The sequence below is a fragment of the Stenotrophomonas sp. 107298_Sma genome (assembly GCF_056480345.1).
The window spans coordinates 619,720-643,133 of record NZ_CM151094.1; the positions used below are offsets into that span (position 1 = coordinate 619,720).

The 23,414-nt window shown below is 67.3% G+C and carries 17 protein-coding genes and 1 pseudogene; 8 read left to right on the top strand and 10 right to left on the bottom strand.

Annotated features, from left to right (window positions below):
* Positions 1–28: 28 nt before the first annotated feature.
* From ACZK2G_RS02865 to ACZK2G_RS02875, 3 genes and pseudogenes are all read right to left on the bottom strand, one after another.
* Positions 29–406: pseudogene (locus ACZK2G_RS02865) on the bottom strand (H-NS histone family protein); the annotation flags it as partial.
* A gap of 222 nt (positions 407–628) precedes the next feature.
* A complete protein-coding gene (locus ACZK2G_RS02870; RefSeq protein WP_478474639.1) occupies positions 629–2,332 on the bottom strand; it encodes a proline--tRNA ligase in 1,704 nt (567 codons plus the stop codon).
* A 566-nt stretch (positions 2,333–2,898) separates the two neighbouring features.
* Positions 2,899–3,282 carry a DUF4124 domain-containing protein gene (locus ACZK2G_RS02875; RefSeq protein ID WP_046983861.1) on the bottom strand — a complete coding sequence of 128 codons (384 nt, stop codon included), beginning with the start codon at positions 3,280–3,282 and terminating at the stop codon, positions 2,899–2,901.
* Between the two features lie 80 nt (positions 3,283–3,362).
* Between ACZK2G_RS02875 and pssA the strand changes: the two genes are divergently transcribed.
* Genes pssA through rimI form a run of 3 tightly spaced genes read left to right on the top strand, consistent with a single transcriptional unit; the run spans position 3,363 to position 5,133 of the window.
* Positions 3,363–4,139 (top strand): CDP-diacylglycerol--serine O-phosphatidyltransferase, encoded by a 777-nt coding sequence (gene pssA / locus ACZK2G_RS02880; RefSeq protein WP_046983850.1) that lies wholly within the window; start codon positions 3,363–3,365, stop codon positions 4,137–4,139.
* A complete protein-coding gene (locus ACZK2G_RS02885; RefSeq protein ID WP_046983851.1) occupies positions 4,136–4,639 on the top strand; it encodes a hypothetical protein in 504 nt (167 codons plus the stop codon). The genes pssA and ACZK2G_RS02885 overlap by 4 nt, the downstream gene beginning before the upstream one ends.
* Complete coding sequence (rimI, locus tag ACZK2G_RS02890; protein ID WP_046983852.1) at positions 4,636–5,133, top strand: ribosomal protein S18-alanine N-acetyltransferase; 498 nt, start codon at positions 4,636–4,638, stop codon at positions 5,131–5,133. The genes ACZK2G_RS02885 and rimI overlap by 4 nt, the downstream gene beginning before the upstream one ends.
* Positions 5,134–5,275: 142 nt before the next feature.
* Here rimI and ACZK2G_RS02895 read toward each other — a convergent pair whose 3' ends face one another.
* From ACZK2G_RS02895 to ACZK2G_RS02915, 5 genes are all read right to left on the bottom strand, one after another.
* Positions 5,276–6,097: an EamA family transporter gene (locus ACZK2G_RS02895; RefSeq protein ID WP_046983862.1), complete on the bottom strand. Its 822-nt coding sequence runs from the start codon at positions 6,095–6,097 to the stop codon at positions 5,276–5,278.
* A 135-nt stretch (positions 6,098–6,232) separates the two neighbouring features.
* The gene (locus ACZK2G_RS02900; RefSeq protein ID WP_478474641.1) at positions 6,233–9,061 is read right to left on the bottom strand and encodes a valine--tRNA ligase; all 2,829 of its coding nucleotides are present in this window, start codon (positions 9,059–9,061) and stop codon (positions 6,233–6,235) included.
* 33 nt (positions 9,062–9,094) lie between these two features.
* The gene (locus ACZK2G_RS02905; RefSeq protein WP_012510005.1) at positions 9,095–9,286 is read right to left on the bottom strand and encodes a YqaE/Pmp3 family membrane protein; all 192 of its coding nucleotides are present in this window, start codon (positions 9,284–9,286) and stop codon (positions 9,095–9,097) included.
* 19 nt (positions 9,287–9,305) lie between these two features.
* The gene (locus tag ACZK2G_RS02910) at positions 9,306–9,731 is read right to left on the bottom strand and encodes a DNA polymerase III subunit chi (protein WP_005415211.1); all 426 of its coding nucleotides are present in this window, start codon (positions 9,729–9,731) and stop codon (positions 9,306–9,308) included.
* An 82-nt stretch (positions 9,732–9,813) separates the two neighbouring features.
* A complete protein-coding gene (locus tag ACZK2G_RS02915) occupies positions 9,814–11,292 on the bottom strand; it encodes a leucyl aminopeptidase (RefSeq protein WP_136638611.1) in 1,479 nt (492 codons plus the stop codon).
* A gap of 104 nt (positions 11,293–11,396) precedes the next feature.
* On the opposite strand from ACZK2G_RS02915, the gene lptF reads away from it, so the two are divergent.
* Together lptF and lptG are read left to right on the top strand one after the other, a co-directional pair.
* The gene (gene lptF / locus ACZK2G_RS02920) at positions 11,397–12,479 is read left to right on the top strand and encodes an LPS export ABC transporter permease LptF (RefSeq protein WP_136638610.1); all 1,083 of its coding nucleotides are present in this window, start codon (positions 11,397–11,399) and stop codon (positions 12,477–12,479) included.
* Positions 12,476–13,582, top strand: a complete 1,107-nt coding sequence (lptG, locus tag ACZK2G_RS02925; protein WP_478474643.1) for an LPS export ABC transporter permease LptG — start codon at positions 12,476–12,478, stop codon at positions 13,580–13,582. Before lptF ends, lptG begins: the two co-directional genes overlap by 4 nt.
* A 148-nt stretch (positions 13,583–13,730) precedes the next feature.
* Here the strand turns inward: lptG and ACZK2G_RS02930 are convergent, their stop codons facing one another.
* Complete coding sequence (locus tag ACZK2G_RS02930) at positions 13,731–14,222, bottom strand: RDD family protein (RefSeq protein ID WP_478474645.1); 492 nt, start codon at positions 14,220–14,222, stop codon at positions 13,731–13,733.
* Between the two features lie 56 nt (positions 14,223–14,278).
* Here ACZK2G_RS02930 and xerD point away from each other — a divergent pair, with 56 nt between their 5' ends.
* Together xerD and ACZK2G_RS02940 are read left to right on the top strand one after the other, a co-directional pair.
* Positions 14,279–15,256, top strand: a complete 978-nt coding sequence (gene xerD / locus ACZK2G_RS02935; RefSeq protein WP_046983858.1) for a site-specific tyrosine recombinase XerD — start codon at positions 14,279–14,281, stop codon at positions 15,254–15,256.
* Positions 15,257–15,356: 100 nt separating this feature from the next.
* Positions 15,357–16,148, top strand: coding sequence for a DsbC family protein (locus ACZK2G_RS02940; RefSeq protein WP_046983859.1), 792 nt, complete (start codon positions 15,357–15,359; stop codon positions 16,146–16,148).
* 81 nt (positions 16,149–16,229) lie between these two features.
* Here ACZK2G_RS02940 and ACZK2G_RS02945 read toward each other — a convergent pair whose 3' ends face one another.
* On the bottom strand, positions 16,230–18,341 hold the full coding sequence (locus ACZK2G_RS02945; protein ID WP_253077834.1) for a glycosyl hydrolase family 18 protein: 2,112 nt from the start codon (positions 18,339–18,341) through the stop codon (positions 16,230–16,232).
* An 845-nt stretch (positions 18,342–19,186) separates the two neighbouring features.
* Here ACZK2G_RS02945 and purL point away from each other — a divergent pair.
* Positions 19,187–23,071: a phosphoribosylformylglycinamidine synthase gene (gene purL / locus ACZK2G_RS02950; RefSeq protein WP_478474648.1), complete on the top strand. Its 3,885-nt coding sequence runs from the start codon at positions 19,187–19,189 to the stop codon at positions 23,069–23,071.
* Positions 23,072–23,414: the final 343 nt, after the last annotated feature.

Sequence of the window (23,414 nt, forward strand, 5' to 3'; positions counted from 1 at the left end):
TTCATTGCATTCCAATCCGGCCTCAGGCCTTCTTGATCAGGAAATCTTCCGGCTTCTTGTTGCCCTTGGAGGTCAGTTCGGCCATCCAGCGCGGCTGCTTGCCACGGCCGGTCCAGGTTTCCTTCGGGTTGGCCGGGTTGCGGTACTTCGGCGCAACCTTGCCCAGCTTGCGGCCAGCGGTCTTCGAGGGGGCCTTGGCGACCTTGGCCACCTTGCGCGCGCGCGGGGCCGGGGCATCGCCGAACAGTTCCTCGATGGTGTAACCCTCGGTCTTGGCCAGCTTGATCAGCTGGGCCCGGACCTTGGTGATCGGCCGGCGCTTGGCGACGATGGTCTGCTGCTTCTTGGCGGTGCGGATCAGGGCGCCCAGCTCGCGTGCCGACAGGCCGGTCAGGTCAATGCTCATTTACGGTTACTCCGGAAACTAATGTGTGGACGGGACGAGCCAGTCCATGGCGTCGGCGGACAGAATAGTGATGAATTAATCAGAGCACAAATGCAGGCAGGACAGGGCTTGGCGGCATGCCGGCTGCATTGCGTCGATTTTGACCGGATTATGTCCGCTGCAATATCGATCAGATGAACACAACGCAAAAAAAGACCGGGGCATGCCCCGGTCATTTCTTGATCAACCCTGCAGGCGCTGCAGCAGGGTGGCCTTGTCCAGGCTTTCCGCTTCGCTGGCGCGGCGCGAGCGGTACTCGTAGGTACCGGCGGCAAGGCCACGTTCGCTCACCACCACGCGGTGCGGAATACCGATCAGTTCCATGTCGGCGAACATCGCGCCCGGGCGCAGGCCACGGTCGTCCAACGCAGCGTCCAGGCCCGCATCACGCAGTTCCTGCAGCAGGTTGGCGGCGGCGTCGGCCACGGTGGCGTCCCCCTTCGGGTTGATCACGCACACCACCACCTGCCACGGCGCCATCGCGTCCGGCCAGATGATGCCGGCATCGTCATGGTTCTGTTCGATCGCGGCAGCCACCACGCGCGAGATACCGATGCCGTAGCAACCCATCGCCATCACCGCCGCCTTGCCGTTCTCGTCCAGCACGGTGGCATCAAGCGCTCGGGCGTACGTACGGCCGAGCTGGAACACGTGGCCGACTTCGATGCCGCGGGCGATTTTCAGTTCGCCGCCATCCAGCGCACGATCACCGGCGCGCACGTTGCGGATATCGGCCACTTCCGGTTCGGCCAGGTCGCGGCCCCAGTTGACGCCGGCCAGATGGAAACCGGCCTCATTGGCACCGACGACGAAGTCGGACATCGCCGCCACTTCGCGATCGGCGACCACGCGGATCGGCTTGGCCGGGGCGACCGGACCGAGGAAGCCCGGCACGCTGCCGAGGTATTCGGCGATCTCTGCTTCGCTGGCAAAACGCTGCTCGTTCAGGCCAGCAACCTTGGCCAGTTTGATCTCGTTGACCTCGTGGTCGCCACGCACCAGCACCAGCACGAACTGCTGTGCCTTGCCTTCGCCGGCGATCAGCGCCACCGATTTCACCGTGCGCTGCAGGTCGATGCCGAGCAGCGCCGCGACATCCTCGCAGGTCTTCTGGGTGGGGGTATCCACCTTGCGCATCGTTTCGGTGGCGGCCGCACGCGGCGCCGGATCGGCGGCGATCGCCGCTTCCATGTTGGCTGCGTAGTCCGAGCCGGTGGAGAACACCAGCGCGTCCTCACCGGAATCGGCGATCACGTGGAATTCCTGCGAGGCGTCACCGCCGATCGCGCCGGAATCGGCCTGCACCATGCGGAAGTCCAGGCCGAGGCGGGTGAAGATGCGGCTGTAGGCCGACTTCATGTTCTCGTACTCGCGCACCAGACACTCATCGTGCAGGTGGAACGAATAGGCGTCCTTCATCAGGAACTCGCGTGAACGCATCACGCCGAAGCGCGGACGGATCTCGTCGCGGAACTTGGTCTGCACCTGGTAGAAGTTCACCGGCAGCTGCTTGTAGCTGGACAGCTCGCTGCGCGCGAAGTCGCAAGCGGCTTCTTCGGCGGTCGGGCTGTAGCAGAACACCTGGTCCTTGCGGTCCTTGATCTTCAGCAGCTGCGGTCCGAACTTCTGCCAGCGGCCGGTCTGCTCCCACAGTTCCTTCGGCTGGATGGTCGGGATCTGGAATTCCACGGCACCGGCACGGTCCATTTCCTCGCGGACGATGCGTTCAACCTTGCGCAGCACGCGCAGGCCCAGCGGCGACCAGGTGTACAGGCCGGATGCGAGCTTGCGGATCATGCCCGCGCGCAGCATCAGCCGGTGGCTGGTGAGCTCGGCGTCGCTGGGGGTTTCCTTGGTGGTGTGCAGGTGGAACTGGGAGAGGCGCATCGGCGGCTTCGGATAACGGCAGAGACGCCTATTCTGCCAGCCCGGCCGGGGGGAGGGGTATCGGCAGGGCTGCGCCCTGCACCCGCCTCAAGCAACTTCAACAGCAACAGCAACAGCAACAACGGGTTTCCCGTGGTAGGGCGGGGTGGGTCCGGTTGCGGGGGACGCCGTGAACCCGTCCTTGGGGGCTTGGCAGCCGCATCCATGCGGCTGACACCCCCGCAACCGGACCCACCCCGCCTCTGACAGTTTTCCGCGATCTGTCGCCCTTTTGTAGAGCCGAGCCATGCTCGGCTGTTGTTCGATCAATTCTCGAAATATTCGATTTCCATGGAGATTGATCCACGCATGACGTGGACCTACTGACCGCCGGCCAACTGTCGAAGGCGGGGTACTGTGGGTTTGCGGGGTGTGAGCCGCATGGATGCGGCGACCAAGCCCCCACGGACGGGTTTACGGCGTCCCCGCAAACCCACAGTGCCCCGCCATCCCTCAGGAAGCCGCTTTGGCATTTGACGTTGATGTGGCTTGAAGCAGGTGCAGGGCTGCAAGCCCTGCCGATACCCTCACTCCGCCGGGCAGTAGGCCTTGATGGCGGCTTCAGCCAATCCCTTCTGCGCGCTGCGCTGGTCCTGGGTCAACGCGGTATCGGCCTTGCCGTCGCCGTTGGTGTCCTGCATGACGGTGCCGGAGCCTTCCAGCAGGGCCAGGTTGGCGCGGGCGGTGCTGCACTGCTCGGGAACCGGGGTGGCTGCGGGAGCGGCGGGCGCGTCTGCTGCCGTCGCCTGCGGGCTGCGGGCCTGCTCGCGGGTCTCGAACGTCTTGCCCGCCGGCGGGGTCTCCGAATACTGGGTCACGCCATTGGCGTCCTTCCATTTATAGACCGGGCCGGCCACGGCGTTGGCACTGGCCAACAGCAGCAGGCATCCAAGGCAGGACAGGGCACGCATGGCAAACTCCACGGAATGGGCGTAGAACGCCGATTGCAGCATTGCCGCCGACCACTGGCAAGTCGATTAAACTGGATTCCATGGACCCGATCACACCGCCGCCGCGCTCGCGCACGATTTACCTGCTGCCCAACCTGTTCACCACCGCCGGGCTGTTCGCCGGCTTCTACGCGATCATCGCCGCGGCCAACGGGGATTTCGTCAATGCCAGCATCGCCGTGTTCGTGGCGGCGGTGATGGATGGCCTGGACGGGCGCGTGGCGCGCCTGACCGGCACCAGCAGCGAGTTCGGCGTGCAGTACGACTCGCTGGCCGACCTGGTCAGCTTCGGCATGGCCCCGGCGCTGGTGATGTACCACTGGTCGCTGTCGTGGCTGAAGTTCGATGACCCGCTGCTGGGGCGCGTCGGCTGGGCCGTGGCCTTCCTGTATGCCGCCTGCGCGGCACTGCGCCTGGCCCGCTTCAATACCCAGGTGGCGGTGGTCGACAAGCGCTGGTTCGTCGGCCTGGCCAGCCCGGCCGCGGCCGGGCTGATGATGTCCTTCGTCTGGGCCTTCGCCGATGGCAACCTGGGCTGGGACGGCAACCAGCTGCGCTACGTGGCGCTGGCGGTGACGATTGTCGCTGCACTGCTGATGGTCAGCCGCATCCGCTTCTGGAGCTTCAAGGGCGGTGCCGCCAAGGGCGGTCGTTCGGACCGGGTGCCATTCCTGGTGCTGGCACTGGTGCCGGTTGCCATCGCCATCGCGGTGATCGATCTGCCGCGCGTGCTGTTTGCGGTCGGCATCCTGTACGCGCTGTCCGGCCCGGTGATGTGGGCGGTGCAGCGCCTGCGCAAGAAGCCCGAGGCCGCGTGAGCCAGGACCTGCCCGTGCTGTGGTCATCGGCCCAGCAGGCCTGGCTGCAGGCCATGGGCTACACCGTCTATCACGACGGCCAGCTGGCCGCCGAACTGGATGCCGCGCTGCAGTTGAGCGTGGCCGAAGCGGAGGCCGTACAGCCGGCGGAACCGGCGCGGGCGAGCAGCCCAATCGCCCGCGAGCACCCCGCCGAAGCCGTCCCCGCACCCCGTGCGGAACGCCCGCCACCGCCGCGCCGCGAGACGCCGGTCAGCGCACCGGATACGGCGCCTGCGCCGGCACGGCCGCTGCCCAGCGGCAATGCGCGGCAGCCGGTCGTGCGCCTGCCGGATCGTCTGCAGATCGCCTTGTTGCGCGCCTCCGGCTGCAATCCCAACGATCCGGCCACACAGACACTGATGGAGGGGTGGCCGCTGGACCAGCTGCGTCACGATCCGGCCGCCAAACGCGCGCTGTGGCCGCAGCTGCGCGCCCTGCGCAAGCGGGGTACGCCGTGAGTGCGGTCCGGCAGCCCGGTCCGGTCAGCCTGCGCGCGCTGCGCGAGAGCGACCTCACGGTGGTGATGGCGATCGAGGTGCGCGGTTATCCGTTTCCTTGGACCCGCGGCATCTTCGTGGATTGCCTGCGTGCCGGTTACCCCGGCCTGGTCATGGAGCGCGACGGCGAGCTGATCGGCTACGGCATGCTCAGCATCGCCGCCGACGAGGCACATGTCCTCAACATCTGCATCGATCCGTTGACGCAGTCGCGTGGCCTGGGTCGCCAGTTGCTGCGTGCGCTGGTGCAACTGGCCGGCGACCGTGGCGCGCAGCGCGTATTCCTGGAAGTGCGGCCTTCGAATACACCGGCGCTGGCGCTGTACCACAGTGAAGGTTTCAATGAGATCGGCCGTCGCCCGCGCTACTACCCGGCGGCACAGGGCCGCGAGGACGCGGTGGTGATGGCGATCGAACTGGTCCACGGTGACCTGCAGGTGATGCCGCCGCTGTAACGAAGAAGGGTTGCCGGCCAGCGGCCGGCACTACCGGTAGCGGCCAACCTTGGTTGGCAGGAATGCGCTGACCAAGGTCGGCCACTACCAAGGCGTGCAATGGCATCTCCGGTAGCGGCCAACCTTGGTTGGCACGCTCTGCTCACGCCAACCGCAACGCCAACACGCCGCCCACGATCAGCGCCGCCGCGAGCCATCGCGCACGCGGAACGCGCTCGCGCAACAGGAATACCGAGATCAGCAGCGCGAACAGGATCGACGATTCGCGCAGCGCTGAAACCATCGCCACCGGTGCCTGGGTCATTGCCCACAGCGCCATCGCGTAAGAGGCGGTGGTGCCAGCGCCGCCGGCCAGCCCCAGCGGCCAATGCTGCCGCGCATAGGCCAGCACCGAGCCGCCGCGGGTGTACAACGCCCACAGTGGCAGTGGAATGCCTGACAGCAGGAACAGCCACAGCGTGTAACTGAGCGCGCTGCCGGACTGGCGCGCGCCCTGCGCATCGACCAGGGTGTAGGTGGCGATCATCGCCGCGGTCAGCAGCGGCAGGCGCAGCTGGCCGCCACGCGCACCCAGTGCCATGCAGAGGATGCCGGTGCTGACCAGCACAACGCCCAGCCACGCCGCCGGTGGCAGCCGCTCGCCCAGCAGCGTGCCCGCCAGGGCAACTAGAATCGGTGCGCTGCCACGCATCAGCGGATAGGCCAGGCTCATGTCGACCTGCTGGTAACAACGTGCGACCAGGCCGTAGTAGGTCACCTGCAGCAGCACCGACGCGCCCAGCCACGGCCAACTGTGTGCTGCGGGAAATGGCAGGAAGGGCAGGGCAGCGGCCGACAGCAGCGCGGCACTGCCGGTGACCAGCACCGTGCCGAGGAACTTGTCTGGTCCGCGCTTGACGATCGCATTCCAGCTGGCATGCAGGGCCGCAGCCGCGAGGACCAGCAGGAAGATGGAAAGAGGCATCCAGCGATGATGCCATGCGGGGAAATGAAAACGCCGGGCATCGCCCAGCGTTTCCGATTCTGCTTCGGTGGGTGCCAACCCTGGTTGGCACATTGCATTGGTGCGGACCGAGGTCCGCACCCACCAGCCCGGCGCTTACAGCTTCGCGCGCTGCTCGCGCAGGCCGGCCAGCTGGGTGTTCCAGTCGACCAGACGCACGCGCTCCTGCTCGACCACCGCCGGTGGCACCTTGTCGGTGAACTTGGCCAGCTTGGTCTCGCTCTTCTCCTGCTCGCCTTCCACGCGCTTGATCTCCTTGTCCAGGCGCGCACGCTCGGCGTCGAGATCAACCAGGCCTTCCAGCGGCACCAGCAGCTTCAGCTCACCGACGATCGCGGCGGCAGCTGGCGGTGCACTTTCGCCTTCAGCCAGCCACTGGATGCTGTCCAGCTTGAGCAGGAACGACAGCGACGCGCTGAAACGTTCGATGCGCACGCGATCCTGCTCCAGCCCGGCCTGCAGGCGCAGCGGCACCAGCTTGGAGGGCGCGACGTTCAGTTCACTGCGCACACGGCGCACTGCACTGATCACGGCCTTCAGCCATTCGACGTCGGCCTCGGCCTGGGCGAAATCGCCTTCGAACTCAGCGGCGGTCGGGTACGGGCGCAGCGACAGCGTGGTTTCGGCCAGGCCCAGGCGCGGCGCCAGCTGCTGCCACAGCTGTTCGGTGATGAACGGGGTCAGCGGGTGCAGCAGGCGCAGCAGCGCTTCCAGCACGTACAGCAGGGTGTGACGGGTGCTTTCGGCGTCGGCGGCATCGGCACCGTTCAGCGCCGGCTTGCTCAGTTCCAGGAACCAGTCGCAGAACTCGTTCCATGCAAACTCGTACAGGCACTGCGCCAGCAGGTCGAAGCGGTAGTTGGCGTAGTGGCCCTGGGCCTCGCTGGACACGGCCGCAAGGCGCGAAAGGATCCAGCGCTCCGCATCGGTCCGCGGGGTCGGCACGCCGGTGAACGCTGCACCCTCGGTGTTCATCAGGGTGAAGCGGCTGGCGTTCCACAGCTTGTTGCAGAAGTTCTTGTAGCCCTCGGCGCGGTTCATGTCGAACTTGATGTCGCGGCCGTGGGTAGCCAGCGCGGCGATGGTGAAGCGCAGCGCATCGGCACCGTGGGCGGCGATGCCGTCCGGGAATTCCCTGCGGGTGGCCTTCTCGATCTTCTCCACCATCTTCGGCTGCATCAGGCCGCCGGTGCGCTTGGCGACCAGGTCGTCGATGCTGATGCCGTCGATGATGTCCAGCGGGTCGAGCACGTTGCCCTTGCTCTTGGACATCTTCTGGCCCTGGCCGTCGCGGATCAGGCCGGTGAAGTAGACGTCCTTGAACGGGATCTTCCCGACCAGGTTGTCGGTGGCCATGATCATGCGCGCCACCCAGAAGAAGATGATGTCGAAACCGGTGATCAGCACCGACGACGGCAGGTAACGGTCGAAGCCACGCTCGGTCATGGCCTGCTCGTTCGGCCAGCCAAGGGTGGAGAACGGCCACAGCTGCGAGGAGAACCAGGTCTCCAGCACGTCGCTTTCCTGGTTCAGCACCACGTCGCTGCCCAGGTTGTGCTTCGCCCGCACTTCCTCTTCGCTGCGACCGACGTAGCAGCTGCCGGTGGCTTCGTCGAACCACGCCGGAATGCGGTGGCCCCACCACAGCTGGCGGCTGATGCACCAGTCCTGGATGTTGTTCATCCAGTGGCGGTAGGTGTTGATCCAGTTCGGCGGCACGAAGGAAATACTGCCGTCTTCGACCAGCTCCAGACCACGCTTGGCCAGGTCGTCCATCTTCACGAACCACTGGTCGGTCAGGTACGGCTCGATCACCTGGCCGGTACGGTCACCGCGCGGCACCTGCAGCTTGTGCGCCTTGGTCTCGACCAGGATGCCCAGGTCTTCCAGCTCGGCCAGCACGGCCTTGCGGGCTTCGTAGCGGTCCAGGCCCTGGAAGCGTTCCGGCGCATTTTCATTCAGCGCCGCCACCGGGGTGAACAGGTTGATCATCGGCAGGCTGTGGCGCACGCCCACTTCGTAGTCGTTGAAGTCATGCGCCGGGGTGACCTTGACCACGCCAGTGCCGAAGGCACGGTCGACGTAGTCGTCGGCGATCACCGGCACGCGGCGGCCGGTCAGCGGCAGCACCACGCTCTTGCCGATCAGGTGCGCGTAGCGCGCGTCTTCCGGGTGCACCATCACCGCGGTATCGCCCAGCAGGGTTTCCGGACGGGTAGTGGCGACGACCAGGTAGTCTCGGGTTTCGCGCAGGGTTTCCACGCCGTCGGCATCGCGCTCGACGTGCTCGTAGCTCAGGCCGTCATCCAGCGTGTAGGCGATCGACCACAGGAAGCCGTCTTCCTCGGCGCTCTCCACTTCCAGGTCGGAGATGGCGGTCTTCAGCACCGGATCCCAGTTGACCAGGCGCTGGCCGCGGTAGATCAGGCCCTGTTCGTACCAGCGCACGAAGGCTTCGTTCACCGCCGCCGAGGGCTGCGGATCCATGGTGAAGGTGCTGCGCGACCAGTCGGCCGAGGTACCGAGGCGGCGCATCTGGCGTTCGATGATGTCACCGGACTGCTGCTTCCACTCCCAGACCTTGCCGATGAAGCCCTCGCGGCCCAGCGAATCGCGGGTCTCGCCCTTGCCTTCCAGCGCCAGGTTGCGGCTGACCACCATTTCGGTGGCGATGCCGGCGTGGTCGGTACCCACCTGCCACAGCGTGTCGTAGCCGCGCATGCGGTGGTAGCGCACCAGCGCATCCATCAGGGTCTGCTGGAAGGCATGGCCCATGTGCAGGGTGCCGGTCACGTTCGGCGGCGGCAACAGGATGGTGTACGGCTCGCCCGTGCCGGACGGCTTGAAGTGGCCGGCCTTCTCCCAGGCCTCGTAGAGGTCGGTCTCGAAGGACTTCGGGTCGTAGCTGGAGGCGAGTTGGGTCATGCGGGGCAACCGGTAATCAAGGCGGAAGGGAGATCAGCGCGGCCCGAGGGCGCGCCGGATCTTCTGGTCGGTGTGGTACTGGCTGACCGCGTAGGCGGCCCAGATGGCGGCGGGCAGCCAGCCGATCAGGGTGATCTGCAGGATCAGGCAGACGATGCCGGCAAACGGCCGGCCGATGGTGAAAAAGGACAGCCAGGGAAGAATCAGGGCGATCAGCAGGCGCATCAAGGTGTCCTCGCTGGACTTACATGTCGTGCTTGTTCAGGTCGTAACCGGCGGCCTTGTACTGGCGCCAGCGCTCGCGCAGCGGTTCGCGCGCTTCCGGGTCGGCCGGGACCACTTCCAGCACGCGCTCGCACTGGCCCAGCCAGGGTTCGTCGCGCAGGTTGATCACCAGCGGGCGGGCTGGCGCTTCGGTGCCGGGCACGGCGATCAGCACCAGGGCTTCTTCCTCGTCCATGTCTTCGCCGGCGATCTGGTGCGGGATGTAGGCATCGTTGTCGAACGCCCACAGCAGTTCGTCCAGCTCCTCGGCCTGGGCCTGGTCGCGGGCCAGCACCAGGGTGAACAGCCCAGCGTCGTTGGCCTTGCGCGCCAGCTCGCAGACCAGGCGCAGCGGCTCGGTCAGGAAGCGGGGCTTGGCGATCAGGTAGAAGTCGGCGCGGGGCATGGCAGGATCCGGGTCAGGCAGGGGCCCGGCGCTGCCGGGCGAGGCCCTGGCCGGCGGGCGCCGGCCAGGGTCGGGTACGGCATCAGGCGCGGGCGACCTGGTCCAGCAGCCACTGGCTCAGCAGGCCGACCGGGCGGCCGGTGGCCATGCCACGCTTGCCTTCATCGCTGGCCACACCGGCGATGTCCAGGTGGGCCCAGCGCTGGCCTTCGGCGAAGCGCGACAGGAAGCAGCCGGCGGTGATCGCACCGGCCCAGCGACCGCCGATGTTGTAGACGTCGGCGAAGCTGGAATCCAGCATCGGCTGGTATTCGTCCCACAGCGGCAGGCGCCAGGCGCGGTCGAACACCTGCTCGCCGGCGGCCAGCAGCTCATTGGCCAGGTCGTCGTGCTTGCTCATCAGGCCGGCGGTCTGGTGGCCGAGGGCGACCATGCAGGCGCCGGTCAGGGTGGCCACATCGACCAGCGCCTGCGGTTCGAAGCGCTGCGCGTAGGTCAGTGCGTCGCACAGGATCAGGCGGCCTTCGGCGTCGGTGTTGCCCACTTCGATGGTCTTGCCCGACATCGAGGTGATGACGTCGGACGGACGGTAGGCATTGCCGTCGATGGCGTTTTCCACCGCCGGGACCACCACCACAAGATTCAACGGCAGCTTGGCCTTGACCGCGGCGACGAAGGTGCCGATGACGTTGGCGCCACCGCACATGTCGTACTTCATCTCTTCGATGCCGCCCTGGGTCTTCAGGTTGACGCCACCGGTATCGAAGGTGATGCCCTTGCCGACCAGCACGTACGGCTTGGCGTCGCCGCCATTGTTCCACTTCAGCACGACCAGGCGCGGGCGGTTGGCCGAGCCACGGGCCACGGCCAGCAGCGAGCCCATGCCCAGCGCTTCCATCTGGTGCTCGTCGAGGATCTCGGCTTCGGCACCCTCGTGCTCGCCGGCGAACTTCACGCCGACCTCGGCCAGGTAGGCCGGGGTGCAGTAGTTCGGCGGCAGGTTGCCCAGCTCGCGGGCGAATTCGACGCCGGCGGCAATGGCCTGGCCCTGGGCCAGCGCCAGCGCATCGTCACCGGCGATCGCCAGCTGGGCCAGGCCGGCGTCATCGGCCTTCTTCTTGCCCAGGGTGGCGGTGTAGCGGTAGGCGGCGTGGTCGGCGGCGATCACCGCCTGGCGGATCGCCCAGGCCGCGTCGCGGTCCTTCACTGCCACTTCGGACAGGGTGAACAGTGCGCTGCGGACAGCGCCGGCCTTCAGCGCGCGTACGGCATCGCCGACCGCCTTCAGGTACTGCGGCACGCCGAAACGGGCCGCTTCGCCCAGGCCGACCACCAGCACGCGCGGGGCGGTCACGCCCGGCAGGTCGTGCAGCAGGGTGGTCGCGCCGGTCTTGCCGGACAGGTCGCCACGCTGGGCCAGGGCGGCCAGGCGGCCACCGCTGGCGGCATCCAGTGCCTGAGCGGCCGCAGTCAGGGTATGGTCGGCATAGGCGCCGACGACCAGGCAATCAACGGCGGCCGAAGCGGCGGCGAGGTGGTTCAGGGTGAATTCGAGAGCCATTGAGCAGATTCCATTGGCAAGTCCGTACAATCGCGGACCGTTTACGCCCAGACAGTAGACTGGGCGGCACCGCGAACGAACCCCAGAGTTTAAACCACCGCCCCATGTTGAAGCTCGACCGATACCTGCTGGGCGATTTCGTCCAGAGTTTCCTGGCTACCCTGATCGTCCTGCTGGTGGTCAGCGTGGGCGGCGTGCTGGTGGACATCCTCGGCAACATCGCCGATGGGCGCCTGCCGGCCAAGCTGCTGTTCTCGCAGCTGGGCCTGCAGTTCATCGCCTACCTGCCGCTGATCCTGCCGCTGGCGCTGATGCTGGGCCTGCTGCTGGCGGTCGCCCGCCTGTACCGGGACTCGGAAATGGCGGTCATCACCGCCGTGGGCGTGGGCCCCAAGCGCCTGCTGCGGCCGCTGCTGATGCTGGTGCTGCCGGTCGTGGCCCTGGTGGGTGCCTGCTCGCTGTGGCTGGGGCCCTGGGCCGGGCGGATGGCAGAGCAGATGATCATCGAGGCCAACCGCAGCGTGCTGATGGCCGGCCTGGAGCCGGGCCGCTTCACCCCGCTGCCCAATGGCGGCGTGGTCTACCTGTCCTCGATCTCGCCCGATGGCACCCGGCTGGGCAAGGTGTTCCTGCAGCGGCAGAAGGACGACCGCCTCGAGGTGGTGTCCGCCGCCGGTGGCCGGATGTTCTTTGAAGGCGCCCGCCAGCGCTTCCTGGAGCTGGATGACGGGCACCAGGTGGAGGGCCCGGTAGCGGGTGGGCTGGACTACCGCCTGGCGACCTTCGCGCGCAACGACGTGGCCCTGCCCGACGGTGCGCAGACCCGTACCGAGAACGATCCGGAGCTGATGCCGACCACGAAGCTGTTCGGTGATGCCCGGCCCGAGGCACAGGCGCAGCTGCATCGCCGGCTGGCCCCGCCGCTGATCGCACTGGCCTTCGCCCTGTTGACCGTGCCGCTGGGCCGCAGCTCTCCGCGCCAGCAGCGCTACGGACGGATGATGCTGGCCCTGCTGGCCTACATGGTTGGCACCAACCTGATGTTCATCGGCAGCGGCTGGATTGCCACTGGCAAGATCCCGGCCGCGCTCGGCCTGTGGTGGCTGACCCTGCCGCTGTTGGGGCTGGCGATCTGGATGTATGCACGTGATGGCCGCCTGGGCCGTCCGAAGGGAGCCCACGCATGAGGCTGCGCCCGATGCGTTTCGATCTGTACCTGGGCCAGTCGGTGTTCACCACGGTGCTGTTGACCTGGGCGGTGCTGGTCGGCCTGGACGTAGTGATGGCGTTCTCCGGCGAGTTCAAGGACATCGGCAAGAACGGTTATTCGCTGGGCCATGCCGCGGCATGGGTGCTGTATACGGTGCCGCGCCGCGCTTACACCATGTTCCCGACCGCCGCGGTGATCGGTGCGCTGATGGGCCTGGGCCAGCTGGCGGCCACGTCCGAACTGACCGCGCTGCGCGCGCTGGGGCTGTCGCGCAAGCGCCTGAGCGTGTCGGTGGCGATCGCGCTGTCACTGCTCACCGCAATGATGGTGCTCAGCGCCGAAACGCTGGGACCCTGGGGCCAGGATCGTGCCGATGCGCTGAAGTCCAGCGCCAAATGGGGCCAGGACATTTCCACTGCACGCTACTCCGGGCTGTGGGCGCGGGAGGGCGACACCTTCCTCAGCGCCGCCGGTGGCGAAGAGCAGCTGGTGGGTGACAAGGGCACGCGGTTGACCCTGCGCGACGTGCGCCTGTACCGCATCGCCGAGGACGGACAGATCGCCTCGCTGACCCACGCGGCCACCGCCGAGCACGACAACGATGGCTGGGTGTTGACCGGTGTGCGCCGGGATACGTTCGGCGAACGTTCGGCCACGCGCGAGGAAGTGGCGCGCGAGCCGTGGAATTCCAAGCTGGATGCCGGCGCGCTGGCGACCGGTATCGCCAAGCCGCGCAACCTCAGCGTGGCCGAGCTCCGTACCAGCATCGAGTACCGCGAACGCAATGGGCTGGATGCGCGCGACTATGAGGATGTGTACTGGAGCCGTTGGTTCTACCCGATGAACGTGCTGGCACTGTGCCTGGCGGCGGTGCCGTTCGCATTCGGCTCGCTGCGTAGCGGCGGCATGGGCAAGCGCCTGTTCCTGGGCATCCTGTTCGCGCTGGGCTTCTGGTTGCTGCAGCTGTTCTTCGGCCGCATGGCCGGTGCGCTGAAGTTCGATTACCGCATTGCCTATGCGCTGCCACCGATCGTGATGCTGGCGATATCCGGACTGCTGTTCCGGCGCAAATCGGGCTGATTCCGGTAGCGCCGGGCAGGACGGCCAACGCGCGGATTTCTGTAGAGCCGAGCCTATGCTCGGCTGCTTTTCGCGCACCGCAGGCCAGCCGGGCATGGGCTCGGCTCTACATGAGCGCCGTGCAGCATCGGATTTGAAGGGTGGCGGATCACCGCTTCGGCATGCGCACCAGCCGCGTGCCGCTGGCACGGTCGTGCCAGGTCCGCCGTTGGCCGTCGAACCACGCCCACCAGAAGCCGATGCCGCCCAGCAGCAGCGACAGCGTGCCCACTGCGAAACGCAGCCACAGCTGCCGGCGTCGCAGCGGCGTGCCATCGCTTGATTCCAGCTTCAGCCGCCATGGCCGCATGCCCAGTGTCTGCCCGCCGCGGCGCCAGCTGGCGGTGGCGTACCACCCGGTGATCGCCCAGCACACCGCCCACAGCAGCCACTGCCAGGCACTGAACGGTGCGATGTTCTCGCGCTGGGTGTGGCCGTCGAGGGTGTAGGCGAGGGTGAACAGCGTGCCGGCCAGCATCCACAGGGCCAGCACCGGCAACGTGTCGTAGACCATTGCCAGCATGCGCCACAGCAGCAGTGCGCGCGGGCGGGGCATCTCGGTGGCGGCCGCAGTGGCCGTGTCGGTGGCAGGGCGGGACATGCGCCGAGCATACGCAATGCTGGCCGCATCCGCAGTCGCCCTCGTATCCTGCACGCATGGCCCTTGTTTCCACCCCCGCCGAACGCCGCCAGCTGGTGCAGCAACTGCCCGAGCTCCGGGCCGATGACAGCCTGCGCATCCAGCGGTTCCTCGATGCGATCTGGGCCGAGAACGGCCTGGCCCGCGCCACCCTCGACAGCTACCGGCGCGACCTGGAAGGGTTGGCACGCTGGATCGATGGGCGCGAGGGTGGCCTGGCCGGCATCGAACGTCCCGGGTTGTTCGACTACCTGGCGTGGCGTACCCGGCATGGCTGGTCGCCGCGCAGCAACGCGCGCCTGCTGTCGGCGCTGCGCGCGTTCTTCGCTGATGGTCTGCGCCGGGGTGATCGCAGCGAGGACCCCAGTGCACTGCTGGATCCGCCGAAGCTGCCGAGGCTGCTGCCCAAGGCGTTGGCCGAAAGCCAGATCGACGCACTGCTGGCGGCGCCGGACATCGACAGCCCGCTGGGCCTGCGCGATCGCGCCATGCTGGAGCTGATGTATGCCGCCGGGCTGCGCGTGAGCGAGCTGGTGCTGCTGCCGGCCACGGCGGTCAACCTGCGTCAGGGGGTGTTGCGGGTCACCGGCAAAGGCAGCAAGGAACGGCTGGTGCCGTTGGGCGAGGAGTCGCAGCATTGGCTGGAGCGCTATCTGCAGCAGTCGCGGCCGCTGCTGGTCGGCAAGGGCAAGGTGCAGGCCTTGGCCGATGGGCAGACCCCATTGTTTGTAGAGCCGACGCTGCATGCGCTGACCCGCCAGGCGTTCTGGCATCTGGTCAAGCGCCACGCGCAGGTGGCGGGCATCGATCCGGCACGGATCAGCCCGCATGGCCTGCGCCACAGCTTCGCCACCCACCTGCTCAACCGCGGTGCCGACCTGCGCGCGCTGCAGATGCTGCTGGGGCACAGCTCGCTATCGACCACCCAGATCTACACGCTGGTGGCGCGCGAACACCTGCAGAAACTGCACGCCCGCCATCACCCGCGCGGCTGAGCGGGGGCCTGAACCCGGGCCCCGGGCCGTGCGCAATGTCGCGGCCCGGTACAGGTGGCTGTGTCAGAATCCGGGGTCTTCTTCTGCTGCGGACCGCTCCATGCTCCGATTTGCCATCGCCGCCGTGTTCGGTGCGCTCAGCCTGACTGCCTGCGCCCAGCCGGCCCCGCCGGCCGCCAAGGCACCCGCTACCGCTGCTGCGGCCAAGGCTGCCAGCCCGGCTGCCAACGGCTCGGCCGACCAGGCCGTGCGTGCCGCGCTGACCGCGCTCAATCCAGGTTTCGAAGTGGATTACATCGGCGCCGCGCCGTTCCCCGGTTTCCGCGAAGTGGTGGTCTCCGGCCAGCTGCTGTACGTGTCCGATGACGGTCGCTACCTGTTCCAGTCGCAGCCCTACGACACCCGCGCCAAGGGCCCGGCCAACAGCGAGGGCCTGCTGGGCTACCGCCGCGACCTGCTGGCCAAGGCCAACCACGGCGACCGCATCGTGTTCGCTGCGCCCAATGCCAAGTACACCATCAGCGTGTTCACCGACATCGAGTGTGGCTACTGCCGCAAGCTGCACCAGGACATCGCCGAGCTCAACCGCAACGGCATCAGTGTCGAGTACCTCGCGTTCCCGCGCATGGGCCTGGGCAGCAAGGACTACACCGACATGATCTCGGTCTGGTGTGCGGCCGATCGTCGCCAGGCGCTGACCAGCGCCAAGCGAGGTGGCAGCGTGCCGGCCAAGAACTGCACCAACCCGGTGGCGATGCAGTACGCACTGGGCCAGCAGCTGGGCGTGAACGGTACCCCGGCGATCTTCGCCCCGGACGGTACCCAGCTGGGCGGCTACCTGCCGCCGGCGCAGCTGCGCGCCGCGTTGGAAAAGCTGTCGGCCAAGCGCTGATCAGGACACCGCCGGGCCATGCTCGGCGGATGCATCATGCGAGCGAAGCCGGGGATGCGTGTCGCACCCCCGGCTTTTTTCTTATTGCAGGCCGTCACTGACCGCCTTGGTCAGCGTGCCCTGCGCATCGTCACCACTGAACTCCCAGACGAACGCGCCACCCAGGCCCTGGGTTTTCACGTAACCCATCTTGCGGGTGATGTTGGCCGGGGTATCGAAGCTCCACAACGTGCTGCCGTTGTAGATCCAGGTGGCACCGGCGGTGTTGTCGGTGTAGCCCGGCCACGCCAGGTTCTTCAGTACCTTCCAGTCTTCGATGCCGGCCTCGTAGGTGCCCGGGGCGGCGCCGGTCGCGGTCTGGTACAGGCCGTTGTTGGCGTTGGCCACACCGGTCCAGCCACGCCCGTAGTAACCAATGCCCAGGTTGAGCTTGGCTGCAGGCACGCCACGGCTGATGAAGGCCTCGATGGCGTCGTTGCTGTTGTACAGCTTCTGGTCGCCGGTCGAAGGATCATTGGGTGAATCGAACAGCGCCGACTGGTGATTGGTCTTCGCATCCCACGCGCCGTGGAAGTCGTAGGTCATCACGTTGATGTAGTCCAGATACGGGTGGTACGCGGCCGGATCGGTGACGCGGATCTTGTCGATGCCGGCGCCCACCGCCACCGTCAGCAACAGGCCCGGGCGCACCGCATCGAGCTGGCGGCGGAATTCGGCCATCAGCGCGGTGAAGTTGGCGTTGTCTTCCGGCTTGCCACATTCGATGCCACACGCCACCGGGTATTCCCAGTCGATGTCGATGCCGTCGAACACGCCCAGCGCGGCACCGGCGCCACCGGCACCGTCGGTCACCGGCAGGTTGCCCTTGATGTAAGCGTCGATGCACGAGGCGACGAAGGCCTGGCGGTTTTCCGGGCGCGCCGCGCTGGAGAAGCCGCGCGACCAGGTCCAGCCACCCAGCGAGATCAGCACCTTCATGCCCGGGTACTTGGCCTTGAGCTGCTTGAGCTGGTTCCAGTTGCCGCGCAGCGGCTGGTCCCAGGTATCGGCGCTGCCACTGACACTCTCGGCGGCGCTGAAGGCCTTGGTGTAATCGGCGAAGGCGTCGCCACCGGCACCGCTGTTCGGATCCGACGGTTGGGTGATGCCCACTTCGCAGCGGTTGTTGCGCACGTTGCCGAAGGCGTAGTTGATGTGGGTCAGGCGCGCGGCCGAACCGCTGCTGTCGATGTTCTTGACCCGGTAGTTGCGGCCGTAGATGCCCCACTGGGTGAAGTAACCGATGACCCGCTTGCCGGTGCCGCCGCCATTGCCGGCCAGCGTGGTGGCGCTGATTTCGGTGCCCTGTGCCGACGCATTGCCGGCGTTGTCGCGGGCGCGCACGCGGTAGCGGTAGGTGGTCGACGCGGTCAGCCCGCCATCGACATAGCTGGCACTGGACGGCGAGCCGACCAGGCTGCCGTTGCGGTACACGTCATAGCCGGCCAGGCCGCTGCCGCCGGTGTTGTCGGTGGAGGGGCTCCAGCTCAGCGCGATGCTGTTGGCGGTGCGGGTGCCGACCGCCAGCCCGCCCGGCACGCTCGGCGCGGTGGTATCGCCACTGGCGGCGTTGACGGTGATGCTGATGGTCGCCGTGCTGGCGGTGGCGTTGTTGTTGTCGGTGGCTACTGCGCGAAGGGTGTGGCTGCCGGCGCTGGCATTGGCCCAGCTGGCCGCATACGGCGCATTGGTGGCCACGCCCAGCGAGCTGCCATCGCGGAAGAATTCGACCTTGGCGACGCTTCCGTCCGCATCGCTGGCATTGGCGGTCACGTTGACCGTGCTGCCGGCGCTGAAGGTGGCGCCATTGGCCGGCGAGGTCAGGCTGACCACCGGCGGCTGGTTGCTGCCGCTGCCATCACAGGCACCGAGGTTGGTGTAGTAGGGCGCACCGGCCGGATGGTCCGGCGGCGCGTTCCAGATGTCCTGGTTCGCCCGATAGAGGACGCCTCCCTTCTGCAGGGTATCGCCGGCCCGGTAGATCTTGGCCTGGTCCCACTGGGCCACCCCGGCACAGCTGGCGGCCTGCGCCAGGCCGGGCAGGGCAACGGCCCCGGCAAGGGCCAGCAGCCAGGCCAGACGGCGCGGGCGACAGCGGTGGAGGGAGCGTTCGGCACTGCGGACATCGGCACTCAGCACAAGCGGGTCGTACATGGTGTGTCTCCGATCGATCGGTTGGCGCGCGGGCCCGGATGGCGCCGCACGTAACGCAGGTCCGGACATCGCCCGGGAAGGCGACGGAGGGGGACGGACGGAGGTACCTGGGAGGCCGGGGAGAGAGTCCGGCGCCAGGTAGGGACAACGTTGTCATCAATTGCGTGGTCAATCCGTGAGCGAGTGCATGGTTCGGGGATTCGGGCGGAGAGCGGCGCTGCGCGCGGTCGGTAGCCATCGGCGGAGCCCCCTCGTGGCTGGGGTGGGTCGCTGAAAGCGGGTTTCTGAGGTTTGGCCGGGTGGGTGGGGTCAGGCGGGGACGCCGTGAACCCGTCCATGGGGGCTTGGCCGCGGCATCCATGCCGCGGACACTCCGCCTGACCCCACCCACCCGGCCTCTGACAGGTTCCTGTGCGGCCAGCCACGGAAGACAGAACAGAAAATCAAAAGCAAAAGCAAAAGCCGGTCGCTTCGCTCTTCAATGCGTGATTTCTGATGTTCCCTGGTTGCCGGCCAGCGGCCGGCATTACCGCAGAGCATCCACGCATGGTGTGGATCTACCGCAGATCGCGGGAAATTGTTGAAGGCGGGGTGGGTCCGGTTGCGGGGGTGTGAGCGGCATGGATGCCGCGACCAAGCCCCCATGGATGGGTTTACGGCGTCCCCCGCAACCGGACCCACCCCGCCATCCCACAGGAAACCCGCTATTGCTGTGGCTTTTGCCCTTGCTCTGGCTGTGGCCTTGGCTTGGGCGCCTCTGCGGGTGCCGGGCGCCGCCCGGCCAGAGCCCATCCGCCGCTTCCGGTACAATGTCGGGCCCGTTTCCCAACTACGGTTCCCCGGACATGATGGTCCTCGAGGGCGCGCCCGCCCTGTCGCCGTTCCGCCGCGAACGTCTTGAATCCCGCCTGCAGTCCATCGCTCCCTCCCTGCGCATCAGCGGTGCCTGGCACGTCTACTTCGTGCAGGCCGAGGGCACTGCCGCCCCCGACGTCGATACTCTGTGCCGCATCCTGGAAGCCCGCCCGCAGTCCGAGGCGGTCGCTGACGGTGCGGTCAGCCGCATCGTGGTGCCGCGCCTGGGCACGCTGTCGCCGTGGTCGAGCAAGGCCACCGAACTGGTGCGCGGTGCTGGGCAGCCGGTCAGCCGGGTCGAACGTGGCCTGCGCCTCGATGTGCAGGGCTGGCCGGCCGATGCCGCCGCCCAGCAGGCGCTGGTCAAGGCGCTGCACGACCCGATGACGCAGTCGGTGCTGGAGAACGTCGAGCAGGGTCAGGCCCTGTTCTCGACTCCGGCCCGGGGCGAACTGGAGCGTGTGCCGGTGGACCAGCTGGAGGCCGCCAACCAGCGCCTCGGTCTGGCCATGGCGCAGGACGAGATCGATTACCTGCGCGAGCGCTTCAGCGCGCTGGGTCGTTCGCCGTCGGACGTGGAACTGATGATGTTCGCGCAGGCCAACTCCGAGCACTGCCGCCACAAGATCTTCAATGCCAGCTGGACCATCGACGGCCAGGAGCAGGACCGCTCGCTGTTCCGGATGATCAAGAACACCCACCAGCAGACCCCGCAGCACACGCTCAGCGCGTACAGCGACAATGCCGCAGTGATCGAAGGGCATCCGGCGTCGCGCTATCGCCCGGACCCGGCCAGCGGCGAGTACCGCAGCGAGCCGAGCGTGCCCAGCGCGTTCCAGATCAAGGTGGAAACGCACAACCATCCGACCGCGATCGCTCCGTTCCCGGGCGCCTCGACCGGCGCCGGCGGCGAGATCCGCGACGAAGGCGCGACCGGTCGCGGTGGCAAGCCGAAGGCCGGCCTGAGCGGCTTCTCGGTCTCGCACCTGCGCATTCCCGAGCTGCCGCAGCCGTGGGAGGCGCCGCGCGCGCTGAACCCGCGCATGGCGCCGGCGCTCGAAATCATGACCGACGGCCCGCTGGGCGGCGCTGCATTCAACAACGAGTTCGGCCGCCCGGCCCTGCTCGGCTACTTCCGCAGCTTCGAGCTGCCGGAAGGCGCCGACCTGGTGCGTGCCTACGACAAGCCGATCATGCTGGCCGGTGGCCTCGGTGCGATCGACCGCGTGCAGGTCGACAAGATCCTGCTGCAGGATGGCGACGCCGTGATCGTGCTCGGCGGCCCGGCGATGCTGATCGGCCTCGGCGGCGGTGCCGCCAGTTCGGTGGCCTCCGGTGAAAGCGCCGAGGACCTGGACTTCGCCAGCGTGCAGCGCGACAACCCGGAAATGGAGCGCCGCTGCCAGGAGGTCATCGACCGCTGCGTGGCGATGGGTGCCGACAACCCGATCAAGTTCTTCCATGACGTCGGTGCCGGTGGCCTGTCCAATGCCATCCCCGAGCTGCTGCACGACTCCAAGGTCGGCGGCATCATCGATCTGGGCAAGGTACCGACCGACGACCCGTCGCTGTCGCCGATGCAGTTGTGGTGCAACGAGTCGCAGGAACGCTATGTGCTCGGTGTCGCGCAGGAGCGCCTGGCCGAGTTCGCCGCACTGTGTGCCCGCGAGCGCTGCCCGTTCGCCGCGGTCGGCGTGGCCACCGCCGAAGAACACCTGGTGGTGGCCTACGGTGCTGTTCCGGGCAACATTCCGGCCGATGCGCCGATCGACCTGCCGATGGACGTGCTGTTCGGCAAGCCGCCGAAGATGCACCGCGACACTGCGCACCCGCCGGCACCGCGCTGGCCGGCGCTGAAGACCGGCGGCCTGGACCTGCAGGAAGCCGGTCTGCGCGTGCTTTCGCACCCGACGGTGGCCTCGAAGAACTTCCTGGTCACCATCGGCGACCGCAGCGTTGGTGGCCTGACCGCGCGCGAGCAGATGGTCGGCCCGTGGCAGTTGCCGGTGGCCGACGTGGCGATCACCCTGGCCGACTTCAACGGCGTGGCCGGTGAAGCCATGGCGCTCGGCGAGCGCACCCCGCTGGCGCTGCTGGATGCCGCAGCGTCGGCACGCATGGCGGTGGGTGAAGCATTGACCAACCTGTGCGCTGCGCCGGTCGATGCGCTGGACGAGATCAAGCTGTCGGCGAACTGGATGGCCGCTGCCGGCCACCCGGGCGAAGATGCGCTGCTGTACGACGCGGTGAAGGCGGTGGGCATGGAATTGTGCCCGCAGCTGGACATCAGCATCCCGGTCGGCAAGGACTCGCTGTCGATGCAGGCGCAGTGGCACGACCAGGGTGAGGCGCACAAGAGCGTGTCGCCGGTGTCGCTGGTGATCACCGCGTTCGCGCCGGTCGCCGACGTGCGCCAGCAGTTGACCCCGCTGCTCGATCGCGAAGTCGAGAGCGAGCTGTGGCTGATCGGCCTCGGCGCCGGCAAGCAGCGCCTCGGTGGTTCGATCCTTGCCCAGGTGCATGCCGATCATGGCGACCTGCCGGCCTTCGCCGGCGCCGCGCCGGACCTGGATGACCCGCAGCGCCTGCGTGGCTTCTTCGAACTGATCCGCGATGCGCGCCAGTCCGGGTTGCTGCTTGCCTACCACGACCGCAGCGACGGTGGTGCCTTCGCCGCACTGTGCGAAATGGCCTTCACTTCGCGCCTGGGCCTGGACATCACCCTCGATGCCTGGGGCGATGATCCGTTCCGCAGCCTGTTCAACGAAGAACTGGGTGCAGTGGTGCAGATCGCGCGCGAAGACCGCGCTGCCTTCGCCGACCTGGTCGAGCGCCATGCCCTGACCGAATGCGCGCAGCGCATCGCCAAGCCGACCACCGCACCGGTGGTGCGCGTGTCGCTGGGCGGCGAGAACCTGGCTGAATGGCGCTGGGACGCGCTGTTCGATGCCTGGTGGTCGGTCACCCATGCCATGCAGAAGCGCCGTGACAATCCGGCCAACGCCGACGCCGAGCGCGAGATTGCCCGCGCCTTCACGGCGCCGGGCCTGAAGCCGAAGCTCAGCTTCGACCTCAACGAAGACGTGGCCGCTCCGTTCATCAGCACCGGTGCGCGTCCGCGCGTGGCCGTGCTGCGCGAGCAGGGCGTCAATGGTCAGATCGAAATGGCGAATATCTTCGAACGTGCAGGCTTCCGCGCGTTCGACGTGCACATGAGCGACCTCATCGAAGGCCGCGTGGCGCTGCAGGACTTCACCGGCCTGGTCGCCTGCGGTGGCTTCAGCTACGGCGACGTGCTGGGTGCCGGCCGTGGCTGGGCGACCTCGATCCTGGAGCGCAGCGCGCTGCGTGATGCCTTTGCTGCGTTCTTCGCCCGCGAGGACAGCTTCGCGCTGGGTGTGTGCAACGGCTGCCAGATGATGAGCCAGCTGAAGGGCATCATCCCCGGTGCCGAGCACTGGCCGCAGTTCCGTCGCAACGCCAGCGAGCAGTTCGAAGCCCGCACTGCACTGCTGGAGGTGGTGGAATCGCCGTCGATCCTGCTGCGTGGCATGGCCGGATCACGCCTGCAGGTGGCGGTGGCGCATGGTGAAGGCCAAGCGGTGTTCGACAACGCCGTCGACCAGGCCGCCGCGCGCGTCTCGCTGCGCTACATCGATGGCAATGGCAACGTCGCCAGCCAGTACCCGCTGAATCCGAACGGTTCGCCGGACGGTATCACCGGCCTGACCAGCACCGACGGCCGTGTCACCATCATGATGCCGCACCCGGAACGCACCCCGCGCGCGCTCAACATGAGCTGGGCCCCGGCCGAGTGGCAGGGCGATTCGCCGTGGATGCGCATGTTCCGCAACGCGCGGGTGTGGTGCGGCTGATCGCACTGCATCGCGCAGGCCTCAATGCCAACGCGTATGGAAAAACCCGCCGTTGATCGGCGGGTTTTTCTTTGCGCGATTGAAACTCCAGTTGTGACCGCTAGTTACATGCATTTTCATGCGTCGAGGAATCGTCACGCATGCATAACAAAATCATTTCATAAACAGGTGAAATAGTGATGTGCTTCACGGCAATAGGATTTGCCGTGTCAAAGTCTTGACGATCTGCAAAGTTGCCGTTAACACTTGAACCCCGTTTCAGAATCATTCATTTCGCAGTAACCGCTTGGCGCACGCGCTCGGTTTTCTGTCGCTGCGCGCCGTTCGGCAATACCCCGCAGTA

Excerpts from the sequence above, each read along its gene's own strand:
- ACZK2G_RS02870 (WP_478474639.1), bottom strand. The coding sequence starts at position 2,332 with ATGCGCCTCTCCCAGTTCCACCTGCACACCACCAAGGAAACCCCCAGC.
- ACZK2G_RS02875 (WP_046983861.1), bottom strand. The coding sequence starts at position 3,282 with ATGCGTGCCCTGTCCTGCCTTGGATGCCTGCTGCTGTTGGCCAGTGCC.
- pssA (WP_046983850.1), top strand. The coding sequence starts at position 3,363 with ATGGACCCGATCACACCGCCGCCGCGCTCGCGCACGATTTACCTGCTG.
- ACZK2G_RS02895 (WP_046983862.1), bottom strand. The coding sequence starts at position 6,097 with ATGCCTCTTTCCATCTTCCTGCTGGTCCTCGCGGCTGCGGCCCTGCAT.
- ACZK2G_RS02900 (WP_478474641.1), bottom strand. The coding sequence starts at position 9,061 with ATGACCCAACTCGCCTCCAGCTACGACCCGAAGTCCTTCGAGACCGAC.
- ACZK2G_RS02905 (WP_012510005.1), bottom strand. The coding sequence starts at position 9,286 with ATGCGCCTGCTGATCGCCCTGATTCTTCCCTGGCTGTCCTTTTTCACC.
- ACZK2G_RS02910 (WP_005415211.1), bottom strand. The coding sequence starts at position 9,731 with ATGCCCCGCGCCGACTTCTACCTGATCGCCAAGCCCCGCTTCCTGACC.
- ACZK2G_RS02915 (WP_136638611.1), bottom strand. The coding sequence starts at position 11,292 with ATGGCTCTCGAATTCACCCTGAACCACCTCGCCGCCGCTTCGGCCGCC.
- lptF (WP_136638610.1), top strand. The coding sequence starts at position 11,397 with ATGTTGAAGCTCGACCGATACCTGCTGGGCGATTTCGTCCAGAGTTTC.
- lptG (WP_478474643.1), top strand. The coding sequence starts at position 12,476 with ATGAGGCTGCGCCCGATGCGTTTCGATCTGTACCTGGGCCAGTCGGTG.
- ACZK2G_RS02930 (WP_478474645.1), bottom strand. The coding sequence starts at position 14,222 with ATGTCCCGCCCTGCCACCGACACGGCCACTGCGGCCGCCACCGAGATG.
- xerD (WP_046983858.1), top strand. The coding sequence starts at position 14,279 with ATGGCCCTTGTTTCCACCCCCGCCGAACGCCGCCAGCTGGTGCAGCAA.
- ACZK2G_RS02940 (WP_046983859.1), top strand. The coding sequence starts at position 15,357 with ATGCTCCGATTTGCCATCGCCGCCGTGTTCGGTGCGCTCAGCCTGACT.
- ACZK2G_RS02945 (WP_253077834.1), bottom strand. The coding sequence starts at position 18,341 with ATGTACGACCCGCTTGTGCTGAGTGCCGATGTCCGCAGTGCCGAACGC.
- purL (WP_478474648.1), top strand. The coding sequence starts at position 19,187 with ATGATGGTCCTCGAGGGCGCGCCCGCCCTGTCGCCGTTCCGCCGCGAA.